This window comes from Acidocella sp., from assembly GCF_013044125.1.
GTDB lineage: Bacteria > Pseudomonadota > Alphaproteobacteria > Acetobacterales > Acetobacteraceae > Acidocella.
Genome location: NZ_JABEVC010000017.1, coordinates 1 through 21,489, shown reverse-complemented (window position 1 = coordinate 21,489; position 21,489 = coordinate 1). Strand labels below are relative to the sequence as shown.

The 21,489-nt window shown below is 64.9% G+C and carries 21 protein-coding genes; 12 read left to right on the top strand and 9 right to left on the bottom strand.

Annotated features, from left to right (window positions below; all coding sequences use genetic code 11):
• From HKL97_RS00915 to HKL97_RS00895, 5 genes are all read right to left on the bottom strand, one after another.
• Positions 1-831, bottom strand: an 831-nt coding sequence (locus HKL97_RS00915) for a methionine--tRNA ligase (protein WP_291421928.1), incomplete at its 3' end; no start/stop codon positions are given.
• Entirely contained in the window at positions 828-1,808 is a 981-nt protein-coding gene (locus HKL97_RS00910) for a DNA polymerase III subunit delta' (RefSeq protein ID WP_291421926.1), read from the bottom strand. The genes HKL97_RS00910 and HKL97_RS00915, both read right to left, overlap by 4 nt.
• Complete coding sequence (gene tmk, locus HKL97_RS00905; RefSeq protein ID WP_291421924.1) at positions 1,808-2,434, bottom strand: dTMP kinase; 627 nt, start codon at positions 2,432-2,434, stop codon at positions 1,808-1,810. The genes HKL97_RS00910 and tmk overlap by 1 nt, the downstream gene beginning before the upstream one ends.
• Positions 2,435-2,508: 74 nt before the next feature.
• The gene (locus HKL97_RS00900; RefSeq protein WP_291421922.1) at positions 2,509-3,375 is read right to left on the bottom strand and encodes an SPOR domain-containing protein; all 867 of its coding nucleotides are present in this window, start codon (positions 3,373-3,375) and stop codon (positions 2,509-2,511) included.
• On the bottom strand, positions 3,372-4,331 hold the full coding sequence (locus HKL97_RS00895) for a lytic transglycosylase domain-containing protein (protein WP_291421920.1): 960 nt from the start codon (positions 4,329-4,331) through the stop codon (positions 3,372-3,374). The genes HKL97_RS00900 and HKL97_RS00895 overlap by 4 nt, the downstream gene beginning before the upstream one ends.
• 199 nt (positions 4,332-4,530) lie before the next feature.
• On the opposite strand from HKL97_RS00895, the gene rpoN reads away from it, so the two are divergent.
• Positions 4,531-5,967 carry an RNA polymerase factor sigma-54 gene (gene rpoN / locus HKL97_RS00890; protein WP_408820530.1) on the top strand — a complete coding sequence of 479 codons (1,437 nt, stop codon included), beginning with the start codon at positions 4,531-4,533 and terminating at the stop codon, positions 5,965-5,967.
• Positions 5,968-6,022: 55 nt separating this feature from the next.
• Positions 6,023-6,616 (top strand): ribosome hibernation-promoting factor, HPF/YfiA family, encoded by a 594-nt coding sequence (gene hpf, locus HKL97_RS00885; RefSeq protein ID WP_291421916.1) that lies wholly within the window; start codon positions 6,023-6,025, stop codon positions 6,614-6,616.
• 61 nt (positions 6,617-6,677) lie between these two features.
• Here the strand turns inward: hpf and map are convergent, their stop codons facing one another.
• The 3 genes from map to HKL97_RS00870 form a co-directional block, all read right to left on the bottom strand.
• On the bottom strand, positions 6,678-7,478 hold the full coding sequence (map, locus tag HKL97_RS00880) for a type I methionyl aminopeptidase (RefSeq protein ID WP_291421932.1): 801 nt from the start codon (positions 7,476-7,478) through the stop codon (positions 6,678-6,680).
• 95 nt (positions 7,479-7,573) lie between these two features.
• Positions 7,574-8,983: a class II fumarate hydratase gene (gene fumC, locus HKL97_RS00875; protein WP_291421914.1), complete on the bottom strand. Its 1,410-nt coding sequence runs from the start codon at positions 8,981-8,983 to the stop codon at positions 7,574-7,576.
• Between the two features lies 1 nt (position 8,984).
• Positions 8,985-9,296, bottom strand: coding sequence for a hypothetical protein (locus HKL97_RS00870; RefSeq protein WP_291421912.1), 312 nt, complete (start codon positions 9,294-9,296; stop codon positions 8,985-8,987).
• 40 nt (positions 9,297-9,336) lie between these two features.
• On the opposite strand from HKL97_RS00870, the gene HKL97_RS00865 reads away from it, so the two are divergent.
• Positions 9,337-10,347, top strand: a complete 1,011-nt coding sequence (locus HKL97_RS00865) for an enoyl-CoA hydratase/isomerase family protein (protein WP_291421910.1) — start codon at positions 9,337-9,339, stop codon at positions 10,345-10,347.
• A 13-nt stretch (positions 10,348-10,360) separates the two neighbouring features.
• Positions 10,361-11,131: a glycosyltransferase family 25 protein gene (locus tag HKL97_RS00860; protein WP_291421909.1), complete on the top strand. Its 771-nt coding sequence runs from the start codon at positions 10,361-10,363 to the stop codon at positions 11,129-11,131.
• A 51-nt stretch (positions 11,132-11,182) separates the two neighbouring features.
• Here HKL97_RS00860 and ubiG read toward each other — a convergent pair whose 3' ends face one another.
• Positions 11,183-11,890: a bifunctional 2-polyprenyl-6-hydroxyphenol methylase/3-demethylubiquinol 3-O-methyltransferase UbiG gene (gene ubiG / locus HKL97_RS00855; protein ID WP_291421906.1), complete on the bottom strand. Its 708-nt coding sequence runs from the start codon at positions 11,888-11,890 to the stop codon at positions 11,183-11,185.
• A 62-nt stretch (positions 11,891-11,952) separates the two neighbouring features.
• Here ubiG and HKL97_RS00850 point away from each other — a divergent pair, with 62 nt between their 5' ends.
• The 8 genes from HKL97_RS00850 to HKL97_RS00815 all read left to right on the top strand — a co-directional run.
• Positions 11,953-13,167 (top strand): aspartate kinase, encoded by a 1,215-nt coding sequence (locus HKL97_RS00850; RefSeq protein ID WP_291421904.1) that lies wholly within the window; start codon positions 11,953-11,955, stop codon positions 13,165-13,167.
• Positions 13,151-14,194 (top strand): NAD(P)H-dependent flavin oxidoreductase, encoded by a 1,044-nt coding sequence (locus HKL97_RS00845; protein ID WP_408820527.1) that lies wholly within the window; start codon positions 13,151-13,153, stop codon positions 14,192-14,194. Before HKL97_RS00850 ends, HKL97_RS00845 begins: the two co-directional genes overlap by 17 nt.
• 113 nt (positions 14,195-14,307) lie before the next feature.
• The gene (locus tag HKL97_RS00840) at positions 14,308-16,572 is read left to right on the top strand and encodes a putative PEP-binding protein (protein WP_291421902.1); all 2,265 of its coding nucleotides are present in this window, start codon (positions 14,308-14,310) and stop codon (positions 16,570-16,572) included.
• Between the two features lie 57 nt (positions 16,573-16,629).
• Positions 16,630-17,598, top strand: a complete 969-nt coding sequence (locus HKL97_RS00835) for a helix-turn-helix domain-containing protein (protein ID WP_291421900.1) — start codon at positions 16,630-16,632, stop codon at positions 17,596-17,598.
• 10 nt (positions 17,599-17,608) lie between these two features.
• Positions 17,609-18,733: a flavodoxin-dependent (E)-4-hydroxy-3-methylbut-2-enyl-diphosphate synthase gene (ispG, locus tag HKL97_RS00830; protein WP_291421897.1), complete on the top strand. Its 1,125-nt coding sequence runs from the start codon at positions 17,609-17,611 to the stop codon at positions 18,731-18,733.
• Between the two features lie 77 nt (positions 18,734-18,810).
• Positions 18,811-20,034 carry a histidine--tRNA ligase gene (gene hisS / locus HKL97_RS00825; RefSeq protein ID WP_291421895.1) on the top strand — a complete coding sequence of 408 codons (1,224 nt, stop codon included), beginning with the start codon at positions 18,811-18,813 and terminating at the stop codon, positions 20,032-20,034.
• Entirely contained in the window at positions 20,031-21,089 is a 1,059-nt protein-coding gene (gene prfA, locus HKL97_RS00820; protein WP_291421893.1) for a peptide chain release factor 1, read from the top strand. Before hisS ends, prfA begins: the two co-directional genes overlap by 4 nt.
• Positions 21,086-21,489, top strand: a 404-nt coding sequence (locus HKL97_RS00815) for a N5-glutamine methyltransferase family protein (protein ID WP_408820525.1), incomplete at its 3' end; no start/stop codon positions are given. The genes prfA and HKL97_RS00815, both read left to right, overlap by 4 nt.

Below are 21,489 nucleotides of genomic sequence, written 5' to 3'. Positions count from 1 at the left end.
GAGGAAAGCCGGCCAGTACACGGCATGGAAGCGGATAATCTCCTTACCGACCAGATGCAGGCTGGCCGGCCAATACCCCCCGCGCGGGCCGGTGAGATCAGGGTATCCGGCGGCGGTGAGGTAGTTCACCAGCGCATCCAGCCAGACGTACATCACATGTTTCTCATCGCCCGGCACCGGAATGCCCCAGGAGAAGCTGGTGCGGCTGATGGAGAGGTCCTTAAGGCCGCCGCGCACGAAGGAGAGGATTTCGTTGCGCTTGGCCTGCGGGGCGATGAAATCCTGGTTGGCCTCGTAATGGGCCAGAAGTTTGTCCTGAAAAGCGCTGAGTTTAAAGAAATAAGACGGCTCGATCACCCATTCCACCGGGGCGCCGCTCGGGGCCTTCTTGGTGCCGTCCGGCGCGATGGTGAGCTCCTCCTCATCGTAGAAAGCCTCGTCGCGCACTGCGTACCAGCCCTCATAGGCGCCGAGGTAGATGGCTCCATTTTCCTGCAATTTCAGCCATATGGCCTGCGCGCTTGCCTTGTGGCGGGCCTCGGTGGTGCGGATGAAATCATCGTTGGAGATATTCATCCGCCGCGCCATGTCCTGGAAATCGGCGGAGACGCTGTCGGTGAAACTCTGCGGGTCAACGCCCGCCACGCGCGCCGCGGCTTCCACCTTCTGGCCGTGCTCGTCAGTGCCGGTGAGGAAAAACACGTCAAACCCGTCCAGCCGCTTGAAGCGGGCCAGCACATCGGCGGCGACCGAGGTATAAGCGTGGCCAAGATGCGGCGCGCCGTTCACATAATAGATTGGCGTGGTGATATAAAATTTCTGTTTGTTCATGACCTGTGCAACTGGCTGAGCGCCACGATCACCGCGGCGCGTTTATCAAGATTGAGACCGGCGGTCTCACGTTCAAGCTGCCCCAACTCCTGCCAGAGCGTAACATCCCCCGCAAGCCGGGCCGGGTTCTGGCCGGAGCGGGCGGCGGCGCGGGTGCGCCCGGCCAGCGCCGTGCGCAGCAGGGTGAAGAAGGTCTCGAAATGGTCGGTGCCCTCCACGGCGCGCGCGATGGTGTCCGCTATGGATTGCGCCCGCGCGGGGGCAACCGGCGCGGTCAGAACTTCATCCACCAGCCCGGCCAGCGCCACGCCACCCTGCGCCGCCAGGTTCAGCGCCGTGCCGATACTCCCTTCCGCCAGCCCGGCCAGCCGCGCCCTTTCGTCTGCACTCAATTCAGGGGCGTAGTCAGCCAGCAGCGCCGCCACATCGCCCTCCGGCAGCGGCGAGAGCGCCAGGGCGCGGCAGCGGCTGCGGATGGTCGGCAGCAAGCGCCCCGGTGCGGCGGTGACCAGCAGCAGAATCGCCCGCGCGGGCGGCTCCTCCAGCATTTTCAACAATGCGTTGGCGGTTTGCGGGTTCATATCCTCCGCGCCGTCGACGATCACCACCCGCCAGCCGCCCTCTGACGGCGTATGGTGCATGAAGCCGATGGCCTCGCGGACCGTCTCGATGACGATAACTGACTGCAACCGGTCTTTTTTATCGTTCAGCCGCCGCTCCACGGTGAACAGATCCGGGTGCGTGCCGGCCGCCACCCGGCGGAACACCGGGGAACTGGCCGGCAATGAGAGGTCCGCGCTGGTGCTCCCCGCCAGCAGCCAACGGGCGAAGCGGAAGGCCAGCGTTGCCTTGCCGATGCCCGGCGGCCCCGAGATGAGCCAGCCGTGATGCAGCCGCCCGGCCCCGGCGGCGTGGTGGAGCGAGGCGAGCGCGGCCTCATGCCCCCTGAAATGCGGATTTGCGCGCGGTTCAATCATCAGCGTCCCGTCCGTGCCTGAATGATGCCGCGCATGCGCGCCGCGACCTCCGCCGGAGGCGCCGTGCCGTCGAGCACCACACAACGCGCGGGTTCGGCGGCGGCGATGGCGCGGAACCCCTGGGCGATGCGCGCCATCACCTCAGCGTCCATCCGCTCATAACGGTCACTGGCTTCGCCGCGCAAATTCAAACGTAATTTTGAAACAAATTCAGGAACTTCCAACATAAATGTGATGTCAGGTGTGAGGCCTATCAGCCGCGTCAGCGCGGCAACGGCGCCAATTTCCACCCCCATGCCGTAGGCCTGATACGCCATGGTGGAATCTGAATAGCGGTCGCATATCACCACCGCGCCGCGCGCCAGCGCCGGGCGGATGACGCGGGCCACATGGTCCGCGCGGGCGGCAAAATGCAACATGGTCTGGGCCATGGCGGTCAGCTCCGTGTCGGCGTTCAGCAGCAGGGCGCGAATTGCCTCAGCCCCCGGCGTGCCGCCTGGCTCGCGCGTGGCCACAACCTCGTGCCCCGCCTCGCGCAGCAGCGCAGTCAGGCGCAGGGCGGCGGTGGATTTGCCAACCCCCTCCCCGCCCTCCAGCGTGATGAAAACACCGTGGCGCGTGCTCACCGCACATTTTCCCCCAACGTGCTCACCGCACATTTTCCCCCAACGTGCTCACCGCGCATTTCCCCTCAACGCGCTCACCGCACGATGATCTCAGGATCGGGGACGCCCTGGTCCAGCACCTGTTTCAGCGCCGCGTCAGCATCCGCGACAGAATGGTAAGGCCCTATGTTTACAGCATAAAGCGTGCGGTCACCGCCAAACTCGGGAACAATCCGCGTGGGCATCCCGCCCAGGCGCTGCGCGGCCTGGTGTGCATCCCACGGGCGGCCAAAGCCGGGAATCTGCACGAACAGCGGCCCCGGCGAGGGCGCGCTGACGCTAATTTCGCCGTTCAGCTGCACAGCAGGCGCGGCTGAGCTGCTGACGGCCGCGGGGGTAAGGTTCTGCGTGCCGCCGGCCGCGGCGGAACCCGGCGGGCCGAGGCTCTGCGCGGTGATCCCGGCCTCCGGCGCGGCGGTCATCTTCGGACCCTGGCCCAGCGCGCTATCCAGCGCGGCGGTTGCCGTGGTGTTCAGCTTCACCTCCACCTCCACCACCCCGCCCCGCGGATAGTCCAGCAGCTTGGCCACGCGCGGGGTAACGGCGATGATCCGGCCGGGAATATCCGGCCCACGGCCGTTCACGCGCACCTCCACCGCATGGCCGTTAACCAGATTGGTGATGGTGACAATGCAGGGCAATTGCAACACCGGGCTGGCCGCTGCCAGGGCATCGGCGTCATAGGCCTCGTTGTCGGCGGTATAGGCGGGCGCGTTGGGGCCGATCACGGTCGACAGACCGGTAACGTCATAGCTGTTATAATCGCGCGGGTAGCGCCACTCCCCGCCCGCCTGGTACGGATTGCCGATGGTAAAGCTCACCGGCCCCGGCGGCGGGCCCGCGTTCTGGTGCGCGCAACTGGAGAGGGCCGCGAAAATGCCGAGAATGTAGCGGTTAATCATGCACTCAGCACCATGCGCCCCAGCGCGCCGACGGCCAATGCGTAAAAATCAGAAGCATTATAGCGCCTTATCACATTAAAATTCGCGTAAATCAGAAAAGCCTCGCCACCCGCGCCGTCTGGCAGCAGCACAGCCGCCCGGGTATCGCCGGGCAGCGCGGGCGCACCCGGCAGGCGCTGCACCCCGGCGCGCCGCCAGTCATCGAGGCTGCGCACCACGTCGCGCCCGGTTTGCGCGGGGTCCAGCCCCGGCGCGAACACCGGCTCGGAGGACGGCAACTCCGGCTGCCATCCGTATTTGCGCAGATAATTCGCCATTGAAGCCAGGGTATCCGCGTCGGAATGCCAGATGTCCGGATGGCCGTTGCCGGAAAAAGAGACCGCTGTGGAGAGATAAACGCCAGGCATGAACTGCGGCTGGCCCATGGCCCCCGCGTAAGAGCCGATGAGCCTTGCGGCCGGGGCGGCGCCTCTGGCGACAATGCGCATCGCATCAATGGCCTGGCCGCCGAAAAAGCGGCTGTTGCGGTCCCAGGCCAGGGTGGTGAGTGCGTCGATCACGCCAAAATCGCCCTGGTTGGCGCCGTAATTGGTCTCGATTCCCCAGATGCCGAGCAGAGGTTGCGCCCCCACGCCAAAGCGGCTGGTCACAGCGGCGAGCAGATTGCGCGATTGCGCGGCCTTTGCCGCACCGGCCTGCAGGCGCGCATGGCTCAGCACATGAGAGGAGTATTCCGCCCATGTCTCGGTGAATTCCGCCTGATGATGATCGAGCTTCAATATGTCCGCGTTGGGCGCCAGATGCCGCGTGGTCTGCGCGACAATGGCCGCAGGAATGCCCGCCGCCAGCGCGCGGGTGCGTAACGCCGCCAGAAAGGCGGAAAAATCCGCTGCCCGCGCCAACCCCGGCAGGGCCAGGGAGAGAGAAATACCTGTTAGGAGTGTGCGCCTGTCCATAGGCTGTATGTGCCACGCCGCGCCGTGCCGCCGCAACCGCCATGCGAAAATGCAACAATTTTATGCATTTTTTGTGCCAAATTCTCTTGGATACACCGCAAACTTGCGTTAATCTGCATGCATGGCACTTGGCCCCTCTTTTGCTGCACGCCCCTCTTTTGCCCCAAGGCTTGATCTGCGGCAATCGCAATCCTTGGTGATGACGCCGCAGCTGCGCCAGGCCATTCAGTTGCTGCAATATTCCAATATCGAGGCGAGCCAGTTCATTGAGGATGAGCTGCTGAAGAACCCGCTGCTGGAGCGGGCCGAGGGCGCTGATCCGGGGAGCACGGCCGAACCTGATTTGCCCGCGCCGGTGGCCGCCGAACCGCCCGATGCCACGAGTTTTGCCAGCTCGGGCATGATGCCGGGCGCTGAGGATGCGCCGCTGGATATCGATGTCAGCAACACTTACGATGCAGGCACTGGCGCGGATGGCGCCTACGGCGGCGGCGGGCATGACGATGGCGAGGACTGGAACGCCATCGACGCGCTGGGTGCCAAAGGGCCCAGCCTGCGCGAGCATTTGGAGCAGCAGGCGCGCCTTGCGTTTTCCACCATGCGCGAGCGGGTGATCGCCGCGGCGCTGATCGCAGTGCTGGACGGCGCCGGGCGGATTTCCGACCCGCCGGAACAGATGGCGGCGACGCTTGGGGTCAGCCTGGAACAGTTGGAGGCAGTCCGCGCGATCATGCTGCGGTTTGACCCCGTGGGCGTGTTCGCGCGCGACCTGGTGGAGTGCCTGCGCGTGCAGCTGGAAGAGAAAAACCGGTTCGACCCGGCGATGGCGGCGCTGCTCGCCAACCTGGAAATGCTGGCCCGGCGGGACATGCGCGGCCTGCAACTGGTCTGCGGGGTGGATGCTGAGGACCTGGCTGGCATGGTGGCCGAACTGAAGCGCCTGGACCCCAAGCCCGGCGCGCGTTTCGAGGCTGAGCCGCTGCGCCCGCTCATCCCCGATGTATTGATGCGCGCGCTGCCCGTGCAGGCCGATGGTACGAATGACTGGACGCTCGAGATCAACCCCGAGACCATGCCCAGGCTGCTCATCCGCCGCGGCTTCCAGGCGCGGCTGGCGGTATCGGCCTCGCGCGAGACAAAGGCGTTTCTCTCAGAGCAACTGCAAAGCGCGACCTGGCTGGTGAAGGCGCTGGAGTCGCGCGCGCAGACAATTCTGAGGGTCTCGGCCGAGATCGTGCGCCGGCAGGAGGGCTTTTTCGCCCATGGCATCAGCCATTTGCGCCCGCTCACCCTGCGCGACATTGCCGCCGAGGTGGAGTTGCACGAGAGCACGATCAGCCGCGTGACCTCGAATAAATCCATCGCCACCCCGCGCGGTATCTTTGAGTTGAAATTTTTCTTTACCACCGCCCTGACCGGCGCAAACGGCCAAACCCATAGCGCCGAGACGGTCCGCCACCGCGTACAAGCCCTCATTTCGGGAGAAAATCCGAAAAATATTCTCTCCGATGACGCGCTCGCGGCAATATTACAAAAGGAAGGCATAGACATAGCACGGCGGACCGTGGCCAAATACAGAGAAGCGTTGCGTATACCTGGCTCGGCGCAGCGCAAGCGGGACAAAATGCCCGCCTAGGGGGTTAATGGGTGACCCTTTGGACTACGAGTCTGATTAGGTTCGGGAGAAGACCATGCAATTGACGGTCTCTGGCAAACAAGTTGACCTCTCTGATGCACTGCGCACGCATGTGGCAACGCATCTGGATGTCATTACCCATAAATATTTTGACCAGGCGCTGGAGGCGCACGTTACATTCAGTAAGGCGCGAAGTTTCTTTACCTGCGATATCAACGTGCATGCGGGCCGCGGCATTACCGTGCGCGGCGAGGGTGAGGCCGGCGACGCGCATGCCGCCTTCGACGATGCGGCCGAGCATATCGCCACCCGTCTGCGCCGCTACCGGCGCCGCGTCTCCGAACACGCGCGCGATGCCGGAAACCGCGCGAAGCCCGAGGCCGGGCGGCAATATGTGCTGCAAGCCGAAGCGCCGGCGGAGATTGAAAAACAGGCAGAGGCGCAAACCGAAGCCGAGGCGCTGCACGCCACCATCATCGCCGAATCCGATGCGACCATTGAGTCGCTGACCGTGCGCGACGCGGTGATGCGCATGGACCTGGCGTTTCAGCAGGTGCTGATGTTCCGCAACTCCAAAAACGGCCACCTGAATGTGGTGTATCGCCGCCCTGACGGGCATGTGGGGTGGATTGACCCCGCCGGAGCTTAACCGCCACGCAAAAAGGCCAGGGACAAAATCCTTGGCCTTTTTTTATGCCCTGGCGGTTTTATCAGGCATAAGGCGGAACCGTGTAGCCCTTCGGTGAGAGGGTAAAAATCTCATGACCGGTTTCGGTCACGCCGATCATGTGTTCAAACTGCGCCGAGAGTGAACGGTCGCGCGTGACCGCTGTCCACCCATCATCCAGCACCTTCACCTCCGGGCGGCCCACGTTGACCATGGGCTCGATGGTGAAGAACATGCCGGGCTTAAGCACCGGGCCATCTCCTCTGCGGCCGAAATGCAGCACGTTGGGCGGCTCATGGAAATTACGGCCGATGCCGTGGCCGCAGAAATCGCGCACCACGGTAAAGCGCTGCGCCTCGACATAGGATTGGATGGCATAGCCGATATCGCCAAAGGTGGCGCCGGGTTTGACCGCGGCAATCCCGCGCATCAACGCCTCATAGGTCACCTCGATCAGCCGCCGCGCGCGGGTGCTGGCTGTGCCTGCGACATACATGCGGCTGGAATCGCCGTACCAGCCGTCCAGGATCACGGTGACGTCGATGTTGACGATGTCCCCGTCGAGCAGCTTTTTCTCGCCCGGAATGCCGTGGCAGACGACATGGTTGATGGAGGTACAGATCGACTTTGGGAAACCGCGATAGTTGAGCGGCGCCGGAACGGCCCCATGCGCCACAATGAAATTATGGCAGAGGGTGTTAAGCTCCTCCGTGGTAACCCCGGGAACCACATGCGGGCCGATCATGTCCAGAGTCTGGGCGGCCAGCAGGCCCGCCGCGCGCATCGGGACAAAATCCTCTGGCCGGTGTATTGTTATCCGCCGTGATTCGGCGCCGCCATCCATCATTCGGGTCTTTCGTTAAAGGGGGTGCCGTGGGGCACCGGAGTTCTGCGGCATTAGATGCAGACGCCGCCGCCGGAAAGCAAGTGCCGCTGGCTTCAGTCCTCCAGGCGCAGCGGCCGGGTCATCTCCTCCGGCTTCACCCAAGCGTCGAACTGCTCAGCCGTGGTGGCCCCCAGGGCCAGGGCCGCGGCGCGCAGCGAGAGTCCCTCATGATGGGCCTTGAGCGCCACCTTGGCCGCCGCCGCGTAGCCGATGTGCGGGTTGAGCGCGGTGACGAGCATGAGGTTTTTTGTAAGGTTTTCGGCGATTTTCCCGTAGGCGGGCTCGATGCCCGCCGCGCAATGCGTGTTGAAGGCGCCTAGCGCCTCGGCCAGCAGCCGCGCCGAATCGAGCAAATTATGCAGCATCACCGGCTTGAACACGTTGAGCTGAAAATTGCCCTGGCTACCCGCGAAGGCCACCGCATGGTCGTTGCCGAACACCTGCACGGCCACCATTGTCAGCGCCTCGCTCTGGGTGGGGTTGATCTTGCCGGGCATGATGGAAGAGCCGGGCTCATTCTCGGGGATGAGCAACTCGCCGATGCCGGTGCGCGGGCCGGAGGCATACCAGCGGACATCGTTGGCGATTTTCATCGCCGCGCCGGCCAGCACGCGCAGACTCCCCGAGGCGGCCACCATGGCGTCATGCGCCGAGAGGGCCGCGAATTTGTTATGCGCGGTGCGGAAGTGTCTTCCGGTCTCCAGCGCGATGAATTCCGCCGCCACCGCACCGAAATTCGGGTGGGCGTTCAAGCCGGTGCCAACCGCCGTGCCGCCGATGGCGAGCTCATAGAGCCCCGGCAGCGTGGCGCGGATACCCGACATCGCCGCATCCAGCTGCGCCGCCCAGCCGGAGATGACCTGCCCCAGCGTCACCGGCGTGGCATCCTGCAAATGGGTGCGCCCGGTCATCACCACATCGGCGAAGGCGAGGCTTTTGGCCTCGAATACGGCCACCAGCGCCGCCACGGCGGGCAGAAGCAGGGTCTCGATCACCTCGGCGGCGGCAATGTGCATCACCGTGGGGAAGGTATCGTTGGAGGATTGCGAATGATTGACGTCATCGTTGGGGTCGATCGGCTTTTTGCTGCCCAGAACCCCGCCGGCGAGCTGGATGGCGCGGTTGGCGATGACCTCGTTGGCGTTCATGTTGCTCTGGGTGCCCGAGCCAGTCTGGAACACGACCAGGGGGAATTCCTCGTCCCATTGGCCCGATATCACCTCCTCCGCCGCCCGCACGATGAGTGCTGCCTTCTCCGCCGCCATCTGGCCCAGCGCCTGGTTGGCCAGGGCGCAGGCCTTTTTGAGGATGCCAAAACCGCGGATGACCTCCCTCCCCCAGATATAATCACGCCGCCCGATGGGAAAATTCTCGATGCTGCGCTGGGTCTGCGCGCCCCAAAGCCGGGCGGCGGGAACACGAACCTCGCCAAGACTATCACGTTCAACGCGGAACTCGTTCATTCTACAGCCTTCCATTCAGGAACCCCAGCGCGGGAAGCGGCTTCCAGCGGCGGGGTAAATCAGTCCGGCGGATGGGTTTGACAGCATAAACCGGCGTGGGCTGGGCCGATGACTCCAAAAATCCGGCATAGGCGCGTACCTGCGCCTCGCGCCAGGTTTTGTCCGCCAGGGCGGCGCTGCGGCTGGCGTAAACCTCGGCGATGCGGATTACCCGCCCGCTCATCGCCACCACCGCCCAGAGGGAAGCCTCCGGGCTTTTGCGTTCGTCAGAGAAAAACTCCGCCATCGCATCCCCTTGTCTTAGACGAAACATTCTGTACTGCTCCGGAAAATCGCTTTTGGGAGATCGAAGAATGGATCGTGAGGTTCAGGTCTGGCGTGAGGGTAGAGCAGGACGCATCCGGTTGAACAGACCAAAGGCGTTCAACGCGCTCAATTTAGACATGGTGAAGACAATTCGCGCCGCGCTGGAGGATTTCGGCGCCGATCCGGCGGTGCATGTCATCCTGGTGGATACGCTGGAGCGCTGGTTCTGCTCGGGCGGCGATGTGCGGATGCTGCATGCCGGCGCGGTCGCGGGTGATGCCAGCATCGCGGAAAGCTTCTTCGGGCAGGAATACGCGATGAACCAGGCCATCGCCGATCTGCGCAAACCCTATATCGCGATCATCAACGGGCTTTGCATGGGCGGCGGGGTCGGCATTTCGGCGCACGGCAGCCACCGCATCGCCACCGAGAACGCGCTGCTTGCCATGCCTGAGACCGGGATCGCGCTGTTCCCCGATGTTGGCGCCAGCTATGTGCTGCCGCGCATGCCGGGGGCGCTTGGCATGTATCTCGGCCTTACCGGCGCGCGGGTGCACGGCGCTGATGCGGTGCACGCCGGTTTTGCCACGCATTATGTGCCAAGCGGGCGCATCCCCGAATTGTGCGATGCCATCGTGCGCGACGGCGCGGCGGCGGTGGCAGAATACGCCGCCCCCCTGCCGCCCTTTACCCTGGCCGCCGAACGGGAACTTATCGACCGGGCCTTCAGCCAGGACAGCGTCAGCGCGATCGTGGCGGCGCTGGAGGCCGATGGCAGCGCCTTCGCCAAGGCGGCCCTGGCGCAGCTGCGCGCGCATTCGCCAAGCTCCATCCATTGGAGCTTCGAGATCATCCGGCGCGGCGCGGCGCAAGACCTGCGCGGCTGTCTCGCGGCGGAATATCATCTGGTGTGCCAGGTCGCGATGAGTGCGGAATTCATCGAGGGGGTGCGCGCGCTGCTGGTGGACAAGGACAAATCCCCCAAATGGCAGCCGCCGCTGATCGAAGACGTGGACCCGGCCAGAATCGCCGCGCTTTTCGCGCACAAGCCAGGCTGAAAAGGGGGAATCCTTGCGCGTTTACGTCATCAACCTGGACCGGCACACGCAGCGCCTGGCGCGGATGCGTGATGTGCTTGGCGATGTGGATTTTGAGCGGATTGCCGCCGTGGAGGCCGCATGCACCGGCGGGCCTGCGCACCGCCATAAACTCCCCCTGCGTTTTGAGGATATGACCCGGTTTGAACGCGCCTGCGCCGCCAGCCATGCCGCCGCCTGGCAAAAACTCCTGGAGAGCGGCGCCTCGCACGCCTGCATCCTGGAGGACGACGTGCTCCTGAGCCCGGATTTCTCCGCTTTCATGGCGGATGCGGGCTGGGTCCCGGAGGGTTGCGATGTTGTAAAAATCGAGACCTTTGCGAAGAAGGCGCTGATCTCCCGGCAGCTTCAGCCGTGCCGGGGGCGCGCGCTTGGGCGCTTGTACTCAACCCATCTCGGCGCCGCGGGATATGTGCTGAGCCGCCAGGGGGCGCAAAAAATGCTGGCCCATGCGGCCCGGCCGGCGCGCCCGGTGGACCATCTGCTGTTCGATGTTCCCACCATCGTGGCGGGGTTGAGCGTTTTGCAACTGGACCCGGCCTTGTGCATGCAATTGCAAAAGGCCACGCACAGCCAGCCCGAGGGCGAATTTCAAAGTTCAATCCAGACCAGCAAGGACCTTGCCGCGAAGCGAGGGTTGCCGGGCAAGATCCTTTGGGAAATCACCCGCCCCTGGCGGCAGCTGATGGATTTTTTGCGGCAATGGCGCAAGCGGGCCAGCCTGCGCGGCATCAAGTTTCAATAGCCCGCGTTTCAATAGCCCGCGTTTCAATAGCCCGCGAATAGTCCCGCGCCCTCAACCCGCCTGCGCCATGGCGATGTAATTCACCGAGGTATCGCGCGAAATGCGGAACCCCCCGGCCAGCGGCGCGAAGGAAATCCCCGCCGTGTCGCACAGGCGCAAGCCTGCGGCGCGGCAGTGCCCGCCCAGCTCCGCCGGGGTGACGAACTGGCGCCAGGTGTGAGTGCCGACGGGGAGCATGCGCAGCAGATATTCCGCCCCCAGCTTGGCCACCAGGAAGGATTTCCGGCTGCGGTCCATGGTCGAGACGAACAACAACCCGCCCGGCTCCAGCAGCGCCGCCAGCGTGGCGATGAACTCACCCGGCCCGGCCACATGCTCAAGCACCTCCAACGCGGTGATGACCGGGAATTTGCGTCCCTCGGCCAGCAGAGCCTCCGCGGTGGCGTTGCGGTAGCTAAGCGCCAGCCCCTGCCCGGCCGCATGCGCCTCCGCCGCGGCAATCACCTCGGCGCCGGCGTCCAGCCCCAGCACCTCATGCCCCGCCCTGGCGAGAGACTCGGAGAGCAGACCGGCGCCGCACCCGGCATCGAGCACCCGCACCGGGCCGGGAAAATGCCGCGCCACCCGCTCCAGCACCCAGGCCGCGCGTGGCGGGTTCATCATGTGCAAAGGCCGCATCGGCCCGGCCGGATCCCACCAGCGCGCCGCCAAATCGTCGAAAAGAGCGATTTCTTCTGGTCTGACCGAACTGCCCTGCATTGCCGAATTCTCCTGTGACCGGTATGTGACGCCCCGGCCGGTTTTCCACAAGGGACATATGTATGGCGCGTATCGTGATGAAATTCGGCGGCACCTCCGTCGCCGACCTGGACCGTATCCGCAATGTCGCCCAGCGGGTGAAGGCGGAGGCCGACAAGGGCAACGAGGTGGCCGTGGTGGTTTCCGCCATGTCGGGCGCCACCAACCAGCTGGTGGACTGGTGCCAGAAGCTCTCCCCGCTGTTCGATGCGCGCGAGTATGACACCGTGGTTGCGACCGGCGAGCAGGTGACCGCGGGGCTCACCGCGATCGCCCTGCAAAACCTGGGCATGGATGCGCGCAGCTGGATGGGTTGGCAGATCGCGGTGGAAACCGATGGCCAGCACGGCAAAGCGCGGATCAACTCGATCGAGGCCGAAGAGCTGGTCGAACGTATGAAACAGGGGCAGATCCCCGTGGTCGCCGGGTTCCAGGGCATCGGCCCGGACAACCGGGTGACAACCTTGGGCCGCGGCGGCTCCGATACCTCGGCGGTCGCCCTGGCGGCGGCGCTGAAGGCGGACCGCTGCGATATTTATACCGATGTGGACGGGGTCTACACCACCGACCCGCGAATCGTTCCCGGCGCGCGCAAGCTGACCAAGATCACCTACGAGGAAATGCTGGAACTGGCCTCCGTGGGCGCGAAAGTGCTGCAGACGCGCTCAGTGGAACTGGCGATGAAGGAGCATGTGCGGGTGCAGGTGCTCTCCAGCTTTACCGATGCGCCCGGCACCATGGTTGTTGATGAGGATGAAGTTGTGGAACAGGAAATTGTCGCAGGGATCGCCTATTCGCGCGATGAAGCCAAGGTAACGGTGCGCCGGGTGCCAGACCGCCCCGGCGTTGCCGCCGCCATTTTCGTGCCGCTGGCCGAGGCGCATATCAACGTCGATATGATCGTGCAGAACGTCTCCGCCGACGGCACGACGGATATGACCTTCACGGTCGGCAAGACCGACCTGCCGCGCACCATCGCGGTGCTGGAGCAGGCCCGCCAGGAAATCGGCTACGCCGAAATCTCCACCGACCCGAACGTTGCCAAAATCTCCGTGGTCGGCGTGGGAATGCGCAGCCATGCTGGTGTTGCGGGCACCATGTTCCGCACCCTGGCCGCGCGCGGTATCAATATCCTGGTGATCTCCACCAGCGAGATCAAGGTAAGCGTGCTGGTGGCCGCCGAATATACCGAATTGGCGGTGCGCGCGCTGCACACGGCGTATGAACTCGATGCATAATTGCACGCATGACGCGGCGGGCGAATACGCCGCCCTGCAGGCCCGCGGCGCCGCCTTCCTCGGCACGGAACACGCCATCATGGCCGGTGCGATGAGCTGGATCTCCGAGCGTCACCTGGTCTCGGCCATCTCCAACGCGGGCGGGTTTGGCGTCATCGCCTGCGGCGCGATGCCGCCGGCCCTGCTGGAGGCCGAGATCGCCGCCACCCAGGCGATGACGGACAAACCCTTTGGCGTGAACCTGATCACCATGCACCCGCAGCTCGACGAGCTGGTGCAGATCTGCCTGCGCGCCAAGGTCACGCATATCGTCTTTGCCGGCGGCATTCCCCCCGGCCCCGCCATCCGCGCGGCCAAGGACGGTGGGGCCAAGGTCGTCGCCTTCGCCCCGGCGCTGGTGCTGGCCAAACGTTTCGTGAAATCGGGTGTGGACGCGCTGGTGATCGAGGGTTCCGAGGCGGGCGGGCATATCGGCCCGGTCTCGCTCACCGTACTGGCGCAGGAAATTCTGCCGCATATCCGTGAGGTGCCGGTGTTCGTCGCGGGCGGGCTCGCGCGCGGCGAGGCGATTTTGGGATATCTGGAAATGGGCGCCGCCGGGGCGCAGCTCGGCACGCGCTTTGCCGCCTCGGTGGAGAGCATCGCGCACCCCAGCTTCAAGCAGGCTTTCCTCAAGGCCAATGCGCGCGACGCGCTGCCCTCCGTGCAGATCGACGAGCGCTTCCCCGTGATCCCGGTGCGCGGCCTGGTGAACGAGGGCACCAAGCGTTTCATGCGCCATCAGGCCGAAGTGCTTAAAAAATTCCAGGACGGCGAGCTGGATAAAAACGCCGCCCAGCTGGAAATCGAGCATTTCTGGGCCGGGGCGCTGCGGCGCGCGGTGATCGACGGCGATATCGAGAACGGCTCGGTCATGGCCGGGCAGTCGGTCGGCATGGTCACCGAAATTCAGCCGGTGGCTGAAATCCTCTCGGATCTGCGGGCGCAGGCACTGGCGGCGCTGGCGGCGCGCGCGGCGAAGGCCTGAGGTGATAAAACTCTTCCCCGGATTGAATTTTTTTTCAATCTGGGGAAGAAAAAACTTCTCTAATCTGCTGATCAGGGCTGATTTTTGCCGCTTTTGCATGGCAAGATAGCCGCATGACCAGCGAGACTCCGCCCAGGCAGCCCCGGCGCAGAAAACCCAAGTTCGGTGATACCCGGCATTTGTTCGCACGGCTGCGCGAGGCTCTGGCCCCCGGCACCGCGAGCCTGCCGGACATCGCCGAGTTGCTGGCGCAGGAACTCCCCGCTGATGCCTGCGTCATCTATGTCGCCCGGCCTGGCGAAGTGCTGGAACTTGCCGCCACCCATGGGCTGAATGTCAGCGCCGTCGGCCATACGCGCCTGCGCCTGGGCGAGGGCATTATCGGCATGGTCGCGGCCTCCGGCGACTCGCTGAACCTGCCTGATGCGCAGAACCACCCGCGCTATGTCTACCGCGCCGAGCTGGGCGAGGAGGCGTTTGCCTCCACGCTGGCCATGCCGGTGAAACGCGCGGGGCGGATTCTCGGCGTCATCGCGATGATGTCGCGCGAGGCCCGGGTGTTCGCCCCGGTTGAGGTCGAGGTGGTGGCCACCGTGGCCATGCTGCTGGCGGAAATCCTGGCGCGCGCGGGGGCGACGGATCTATCCGAGGAAGGCTTCTCCGCCCGTCTGCCGCGCCGTTACGCAGGGCATGTGCTCTCCTCCGGCATCGCGCGCGGCAAAATCCTGCCTTACGGCGCCTCCCCGCCCATCGCCAAGCTGCTCACCGACGACCCTGCCGCCGAGCTGGCGCGGCTGGAAAAGGCGGTGGAGACCGCCAACAAAAGCCTGGACGGGCTGATCACCTCCACCCTGCCCGGCGGCAGCGCCCCGCGCGATGTGCTGGACGCCTACCGCATGGTCACGCAGTCCGCCGGGTGGCTGGCCCAGGTGCGCCAGGCCATCGGCGACGGGCTGACCGCCGAAACCGCCGTGGACAAGGTGGCGCAAAATCTGCGCGAACGCATGCGCCGCATCACCGATCCTTACCTGCGCGAGAAACTGGCCGACATCGAGGACATGATCGGCCGCCTGATGGTGGCGCTGGGCGGCATGGCGCCCAAGCCCGAGCGTGCTGACGGCATGCTCCTGCTGGTACGCCGCCTTGGCCCGGCAGACCTTCTGGACTGGCACGCGCGCGGCATCGCCGGGGTCGCGATCGAGGAAGCCAGCGCCTCCGGGCACGCCGCGATTCTGGCCCGCGCCCTGGGTCTGCCCGCCCTCGCCGTGGAACGCGGCGCGGTGGAGGCCGCGCAAGGCGGCGATGACGCCTTGCTGGACGCCGAAGGGGCGACGCTGATTTTGCGCCCGGAACCAGAGGTATTGCAGGTTTATGACCGCGCGCTTGCCGCCCGCTCGGTCCGCGCGGCGGCACTCTCCGCCTACCGGGACTTACCCGCCATCACCCGCGACGGCACCCAGATGAGCCTGATGCTCAATGTCGGCCTAGCGCTGGAGCTGGACCAGCTGGAGCGCACCGGGGCCGATGGCATCGGGCTTTACCGCACGGAAATCGCCGCATTGGCGGCGGGCGGCATCCCTGACGTCGCGGGCCAGGCGGCGGAATACGCCCGGGTGATGGACCGTGCGGGCGGGCGCCCCGTGCTGTTCCGCACACTGGATCTGGGGGCTGACAAATTGCTCCCCGGCGAGGCCAGCGGGGGTGAGGAAAACCCGGCCATGGGCTGGCGCTCCTTGCGCGTGGGGCTGGACCGCCCGGCGATTTTGCGCCGCCAGCTGCGCGCGCTGCTGCTGGGCGCGCAGGGCCGCCCGCTCTCGGTGATGTTCCCCATGGTCGCCACGGTGGAGGAATTCCGCGCCGCGCGGGACCTGCTGGAAGCCGAGGCCGCGCGCATCCGCCCGGTGCCGGAAAAACTCGAAGCCGGAACCATGCTGGAAGTGCCCGCCCTGTTGTTCCAGCTCCCCGGCCTGCTGGCGGAGGCGGATTTCGTCTCGGTCGGCACCAACGATCTCATGCAGTTCCTCTTCGCGGCGGACCGTGGAACGCCCGAACTGGCCGAGCGCTACGACACGCTCTCCGCCCCCGTGCTGGAAATGCTGGAACGGCTGGTCACGGCTTGCGGCGAGGCCGGGGTGCCTCTTTCCATCTGCGGCGAGGCGGCCGGGCGGCCGATGGACGCGCTGGTGTTCGCCGCCATGGGCGTGCGCACGCTCTCTATGTCCGGCAATGCCATCTTGCCCGTGAAGGCGCTGCTGGTGGAGACGGACCTGAACGCGTTGCGCCCCGTGCTGCGCGAATTGCGCCGGGCTGGGGCGGCGGGCGGGAGCATCCGCGAACCGTTGACCGCCTGGGCGCGCGAACATAACCTGCCGGTTTAACCCCTGCACGCGGTGCGGTAGCGCAAAGCGCCGGGGCGGTATACAAAGCGCCGCAGAATGCCAAACGAGATTGCCGGGATCGACATGACGCAAACCGACCAGCCGCAGCCAGCCGCCCAGGTGGGCGCTGGCCTTCGTAGTGTACGCGAAAGGCTGGGCTGGAAACTGCCCGAAGTGGCCGAGGGGCTGCGCATCCGCCTGCCCTACCTTGAAGCCATTGAGCGAGGGGACCTCGGGGCCCTGCCAGGCCCCGCGTATCAAACCGGGTTTATTCGCACCTATGCCCAAAGCCTGGGGCTGGACCCCGAGGAGATCCTGCGCCGCTTCCGCGATGCCGGGAGCATGGGTGAACTGCCTCCGGCGGAGCTGAAATTCCTGGCCCCCGTGCCCGACCGCGGCGTACCCGCCGGGGCGATTGCGCTGCTCGGCGTGGTGCTCCTGCTCGCGGGCTACGGGCTGTGGTATCTGCACACCGAGAAGGAACGCCGCATGGCTGCCGCGGTGCCCAGCGTGCCGGTGCAACTCGCGCCGCTCGCCGTGCCGCCCAAGCCGCCAGCCTCTCCGGCCACGCCAACGCCCGCCACGCTAACGCCCGCCACGCCAGCGGCGGCGCCCGCCGTAGCGGTTGCACCGGCAGCGCCAGAACCTACTCCGACGGCACAACCCACCACCTCATCAACCGCACAACCCGCCGCCACACCGCCGTCGCAACCCGCCGCAACCCCCGTCGCAACCCCCGTCGCAACCCCTGACAACGGCCAGGTCATTCTCGCCACCGCCGACACCTGGGTTGAAGTGAGCGACACCACGGGCAACATACTCTTCAGCAAGGTGCTGCATGCCGGAGAGAGCTGGCCCGTTCCTGATGAAGCCGGGCTGACCATGACCGTGGGCAACGCCGGGGGTACCGAAATCGCCATCAACGGCAAGGCCGGCGCGCCTCTGGGCGCTGTGGGTGCCGTGTTGCACAACTATGCTCTGACACCGCCAGCGGCAAAAACCGCCGCGCCGCCGGCGGCCAACTGAAGGAATTGTTATGAACTACCGCGAATATCAGCAGATCACCCGCCGCAAGTCCCGCCAGATCAGCGTCGGCAATGTGAAGGTCGGCGGCGATGCGCCGATCTCCGTACAGACCATGACCAATACGCTCACCACCGACATTGACGCCACGGTGGCGCAGATTTTGCGCGCCGAGGCCGCGGGGGTGGATATCGTGCGCGTCTCCTGCCCCGATGAGGAAAGCACGGCGGCGCTTAAACATATCATCCCCCAGGTGAACGTGCCGATCGTCGCGGACATCCATTTCCACTACAAGCGCGGTATCGAGGCGGCGCAGGCGGGCGCTGCCTGTTTGCGCATCAACCCCGGCAACATCGGCTCGCCGGAGCGCGTGCGCGATGTGATTAAGGCCGCGCGCGACCATAACTGTTCCATGCGCATCGGTGTGAACGCGGGCAGCCTGGAGAAACACCTGCTGGAGAAATACGGTGAACCGAACCCCGAGGCGCTGGTGGAATCCGCCCTGGAACACGCCAAGATCTTGCAGGATCACGACTTCCACGAGTTCAAAATCTCGGTGAAGGCATCTGATGTTTTCATGGCCGTGGCGGCGTATCAGCAACTGGCCGACGTGTGTGACCACCCGCTGCATATCGGCATCACCGAGGCGGGCAGCAAGCGCGCGGGCACGGTGAAATCCTCCATCGGCCTGGGCTCGCTGCTGTGGGCCGGGGTGGGCGATACCATGCGCGTCTCGCTCTCGGCGGAACCCGAGGAAGAAGTGCTGGTCGGCTGGGATATTCTCAAATCGCTCGGCATCCGCCATCGCGGCGTGCGCATCATTTCCTGCCCCTCCTGCGCGCGCCAGGGCTTTAATGTCATCAAGACCGTTGAAACGCTGGAAGAGCGCCTCGCCCATATCAAAACACCGATCACGCTCTCCATCATCGGCTGCGTGGTCAACGGCCCCGGCGAGGCGCTGATGACCGACCTCGGCCTGACCGGCGGCGGCAACGGCAAGCACATGATCTACTCGGCCGGTAAAACCGACCACACAATCGACGGTGGCGACATGGTGAACCACATTGTTGAACTGGTGGAAGCCAAGGCGGCGCAGGTGGAAGCGGAGCTGAGCGCGGCCAAACTCGCCGCGCAGTAGCCGCATTTTCAGTACGTTCGTTTTAACCGGAGCCTGCTGGCTCCGGCATTTTTATTTTATAGGTTGGTTTGAAAATCATGGCCCCTCCCCTGCAACCCGTGCGCGGCACCCGCGATCTCATCGGCGAAGACGCGGCCCGGCACGCGCATGTTGTTGAAACCGCCCGCCGCGTCACCGCGCTTTATGGCTTCAGCGAATGGCAGACGCCGATTTTCGAGGACACAAAAGTCTTCTCGCGCACGCTGGGGGAAACCTCCGATGTCGTGACCAAGGAGATGTATACTTTCGAGGATCGCGGCGGCGATTCCGTGACCCTGCGCCCCGAGGGCACCGCTGGCGTGTGCCGCGCCCTCATTACCGCGGGCCTCACGCAAACCCTGCCGCAAAAGGTTTTCTACGCCGGGCCGATGTTCCGTTACGAGCGCCCGCAAAAAGGCCGCTACCGGCAGTTTCATCAGATCGGCGTCGAGCTTCTCGGCCCCGCGACGCCGCTGGCGGATGCGGAAGTTATCGCCGCCGGCTGGCAAATTCTCAATGATTTGGGCATCGCCGGGAGCGTGGAGCTGCACATCAATACGCTGGGCGATGCTGAGTCCCGCAACAATTACCGCGCCGCGCTGGTTGCCTATTTCGCGCAACATGCCGATGGCCTCTCAACGGAGAGCAAAACGCGGCTTGAGAAAAACCCTCTTCGTATCCTGGATTCCAAGGATGAAGGCGACCAGAAACTAGTCGCCGATGCGCCGCTGATCCACGATCATCTCTCGCAAGCCGCTGCTGAATTCTACAACGGATTGAAGTCAGCGCTCACGGCTTTCGGCGTCCCCTTCACCGAGAACCCCCGCATCGTGCGCGGGTTGGACTATTACAACCACACCGCCTTTGAATTCGTGACCACAGCACTCGGCGCGCAGGGCACAGTGCTGGCGGGCGGGCGTTATGACGGCCTGGTCGAACAGATGGGCGGGCCGAGTGTGCCGGGCGTCGGCTGGGCGGCGGGGATCGAGCGGCTCTCCATGCTCATCGCGGCGCCGGAAATTCTGCACCGCCCCGCGGCGATCATTCCCATGCACGAGGCATATCACGCCACGGCCTTGAACATTCTCAAATCCCTGCGCGACATCGGCATCGCCGCCGAAATCGCCTATGCGGGCAACGCGAAGAAGCGGTTGGAGCGCGCCAATAAATCGGGCGCGAAATTCGCCGTGCTGGTGGGCGAAGAGATCAAACTCAAGAACCTCACGGACGGCACGCAGCAGGATGTGTTGTTCTCCGACCTGCCGGGGCTGTTGCGTTCATGAGTTTTGACCACAAGCTCGATCGTATTCTCTCGCGCGCCGAGGAGCTGCGCTTCATGCTCTCCGGCACGCTGGCGGGCGATGCGTTCGTGAAAGCCTCGAAGGAACTCTCCGAGCTGCAACCAATCGAGGAGCGCATCGCCGAACTGCGCGCCGCCGAGCAGGCCCAGGCTGAGGCGCAAACCATGCTGGCCGACCCGGAGATGAAGGAACTGGCCGCCGCTGAGCTGGAAGATTTGAAGCAGCAGATCCCCGAACTGGAAATGGCGCTGCGCCTGGCGCTGTTGCCCAAGGATGAAATGGACGACCGCTCGGCCATTCTGGAAATCCGCCCGGCGGCGGGTGGCGATGAAGCTGCCCTGTTCGCAGCCGAACTCTTCCAGGCCTACCAGAAATATTCCGGCCTGCACGGCTATAAATTCGAGGTCATGGAATATGGCGAGAACGAGCTTGGCGGGTTGAAGGAGGGCATTGCCGAGATTACCGGCAAATCAGTGTTCTCCAAGCTAAAGTTTGAATCCGGCGTGCACCGCGTGCAGCGCGTTCCCGCGACTGAAACACAAGGGCGCATCCATACATCCACCGTAACGGTCGCAGTGCTGCCGGAAGCCGAGGAGGTGGATGTCGAGGTTAATGAGAGCGATCTGCGCATCGATGTCTACCGCGCCTCGGGTGCGGGCGGCCAGCATGTGAACAAAACCGAATCCGCCGTGCGCATCACGCATATTCCGACAGGCATCGTGGTGGCCATGCAAGAGGAGCGCAGCCAGCACAAAAACAAAGCCAAGGCGATGAAGATTTTGCGCGCGCGCATGTATGAGCAGCAGCGTTCCTCGCTCCATGCCACCCGCGCGGCGGACCGGAAATCCCAGGTCGGCACCGGCGACCGCTCCGAGCGCATCCGCACCTACAACTTCCCGCAGGGCCGCGTCACCGATCATCGCATCAACCTCACCCTGCACAAGATCGACCGCATCATGCAGGGCGAAATGGATGACATCATCGACGCGCTGATCGCCGAGGACCAGGCGGCGCGCCTGGCGGCGGACAACCAGTGATCCCCACGGCGCAAGCGCTTGCCGCAATTGCGGCGCGGTTGGCCCAGGCTGGCATCGAGGAACCCCGGCGCGAGGCGCGGCTGCTGCTGGCGGCGGCCGAGGGCATTACCGCCGCCAGATTGTTGTTGCTGGACGAGGTGACCCCGGAACGCTTCGAACCGCTAGTGGACCGGCGCGCCGCGCGCGAACCGCTGGCCTATATTCTCGGCCGCAAGGAGTTCTGGGGGCTCAACTTCGCCGTCTCCCCCGCTACGCTCATCCCCCGCCCCGATACCGAGACCTTGGTGGAAGCCGTGCTGGCCCTGGGCATCGCCCCCGCCCGCGTGCTGGACCTTGGCACCGGCACCGGCTGCCTGCTGCTGGCGCTGCTCAGCGAATTCCCGGCAGCCTTTGGTGTGGG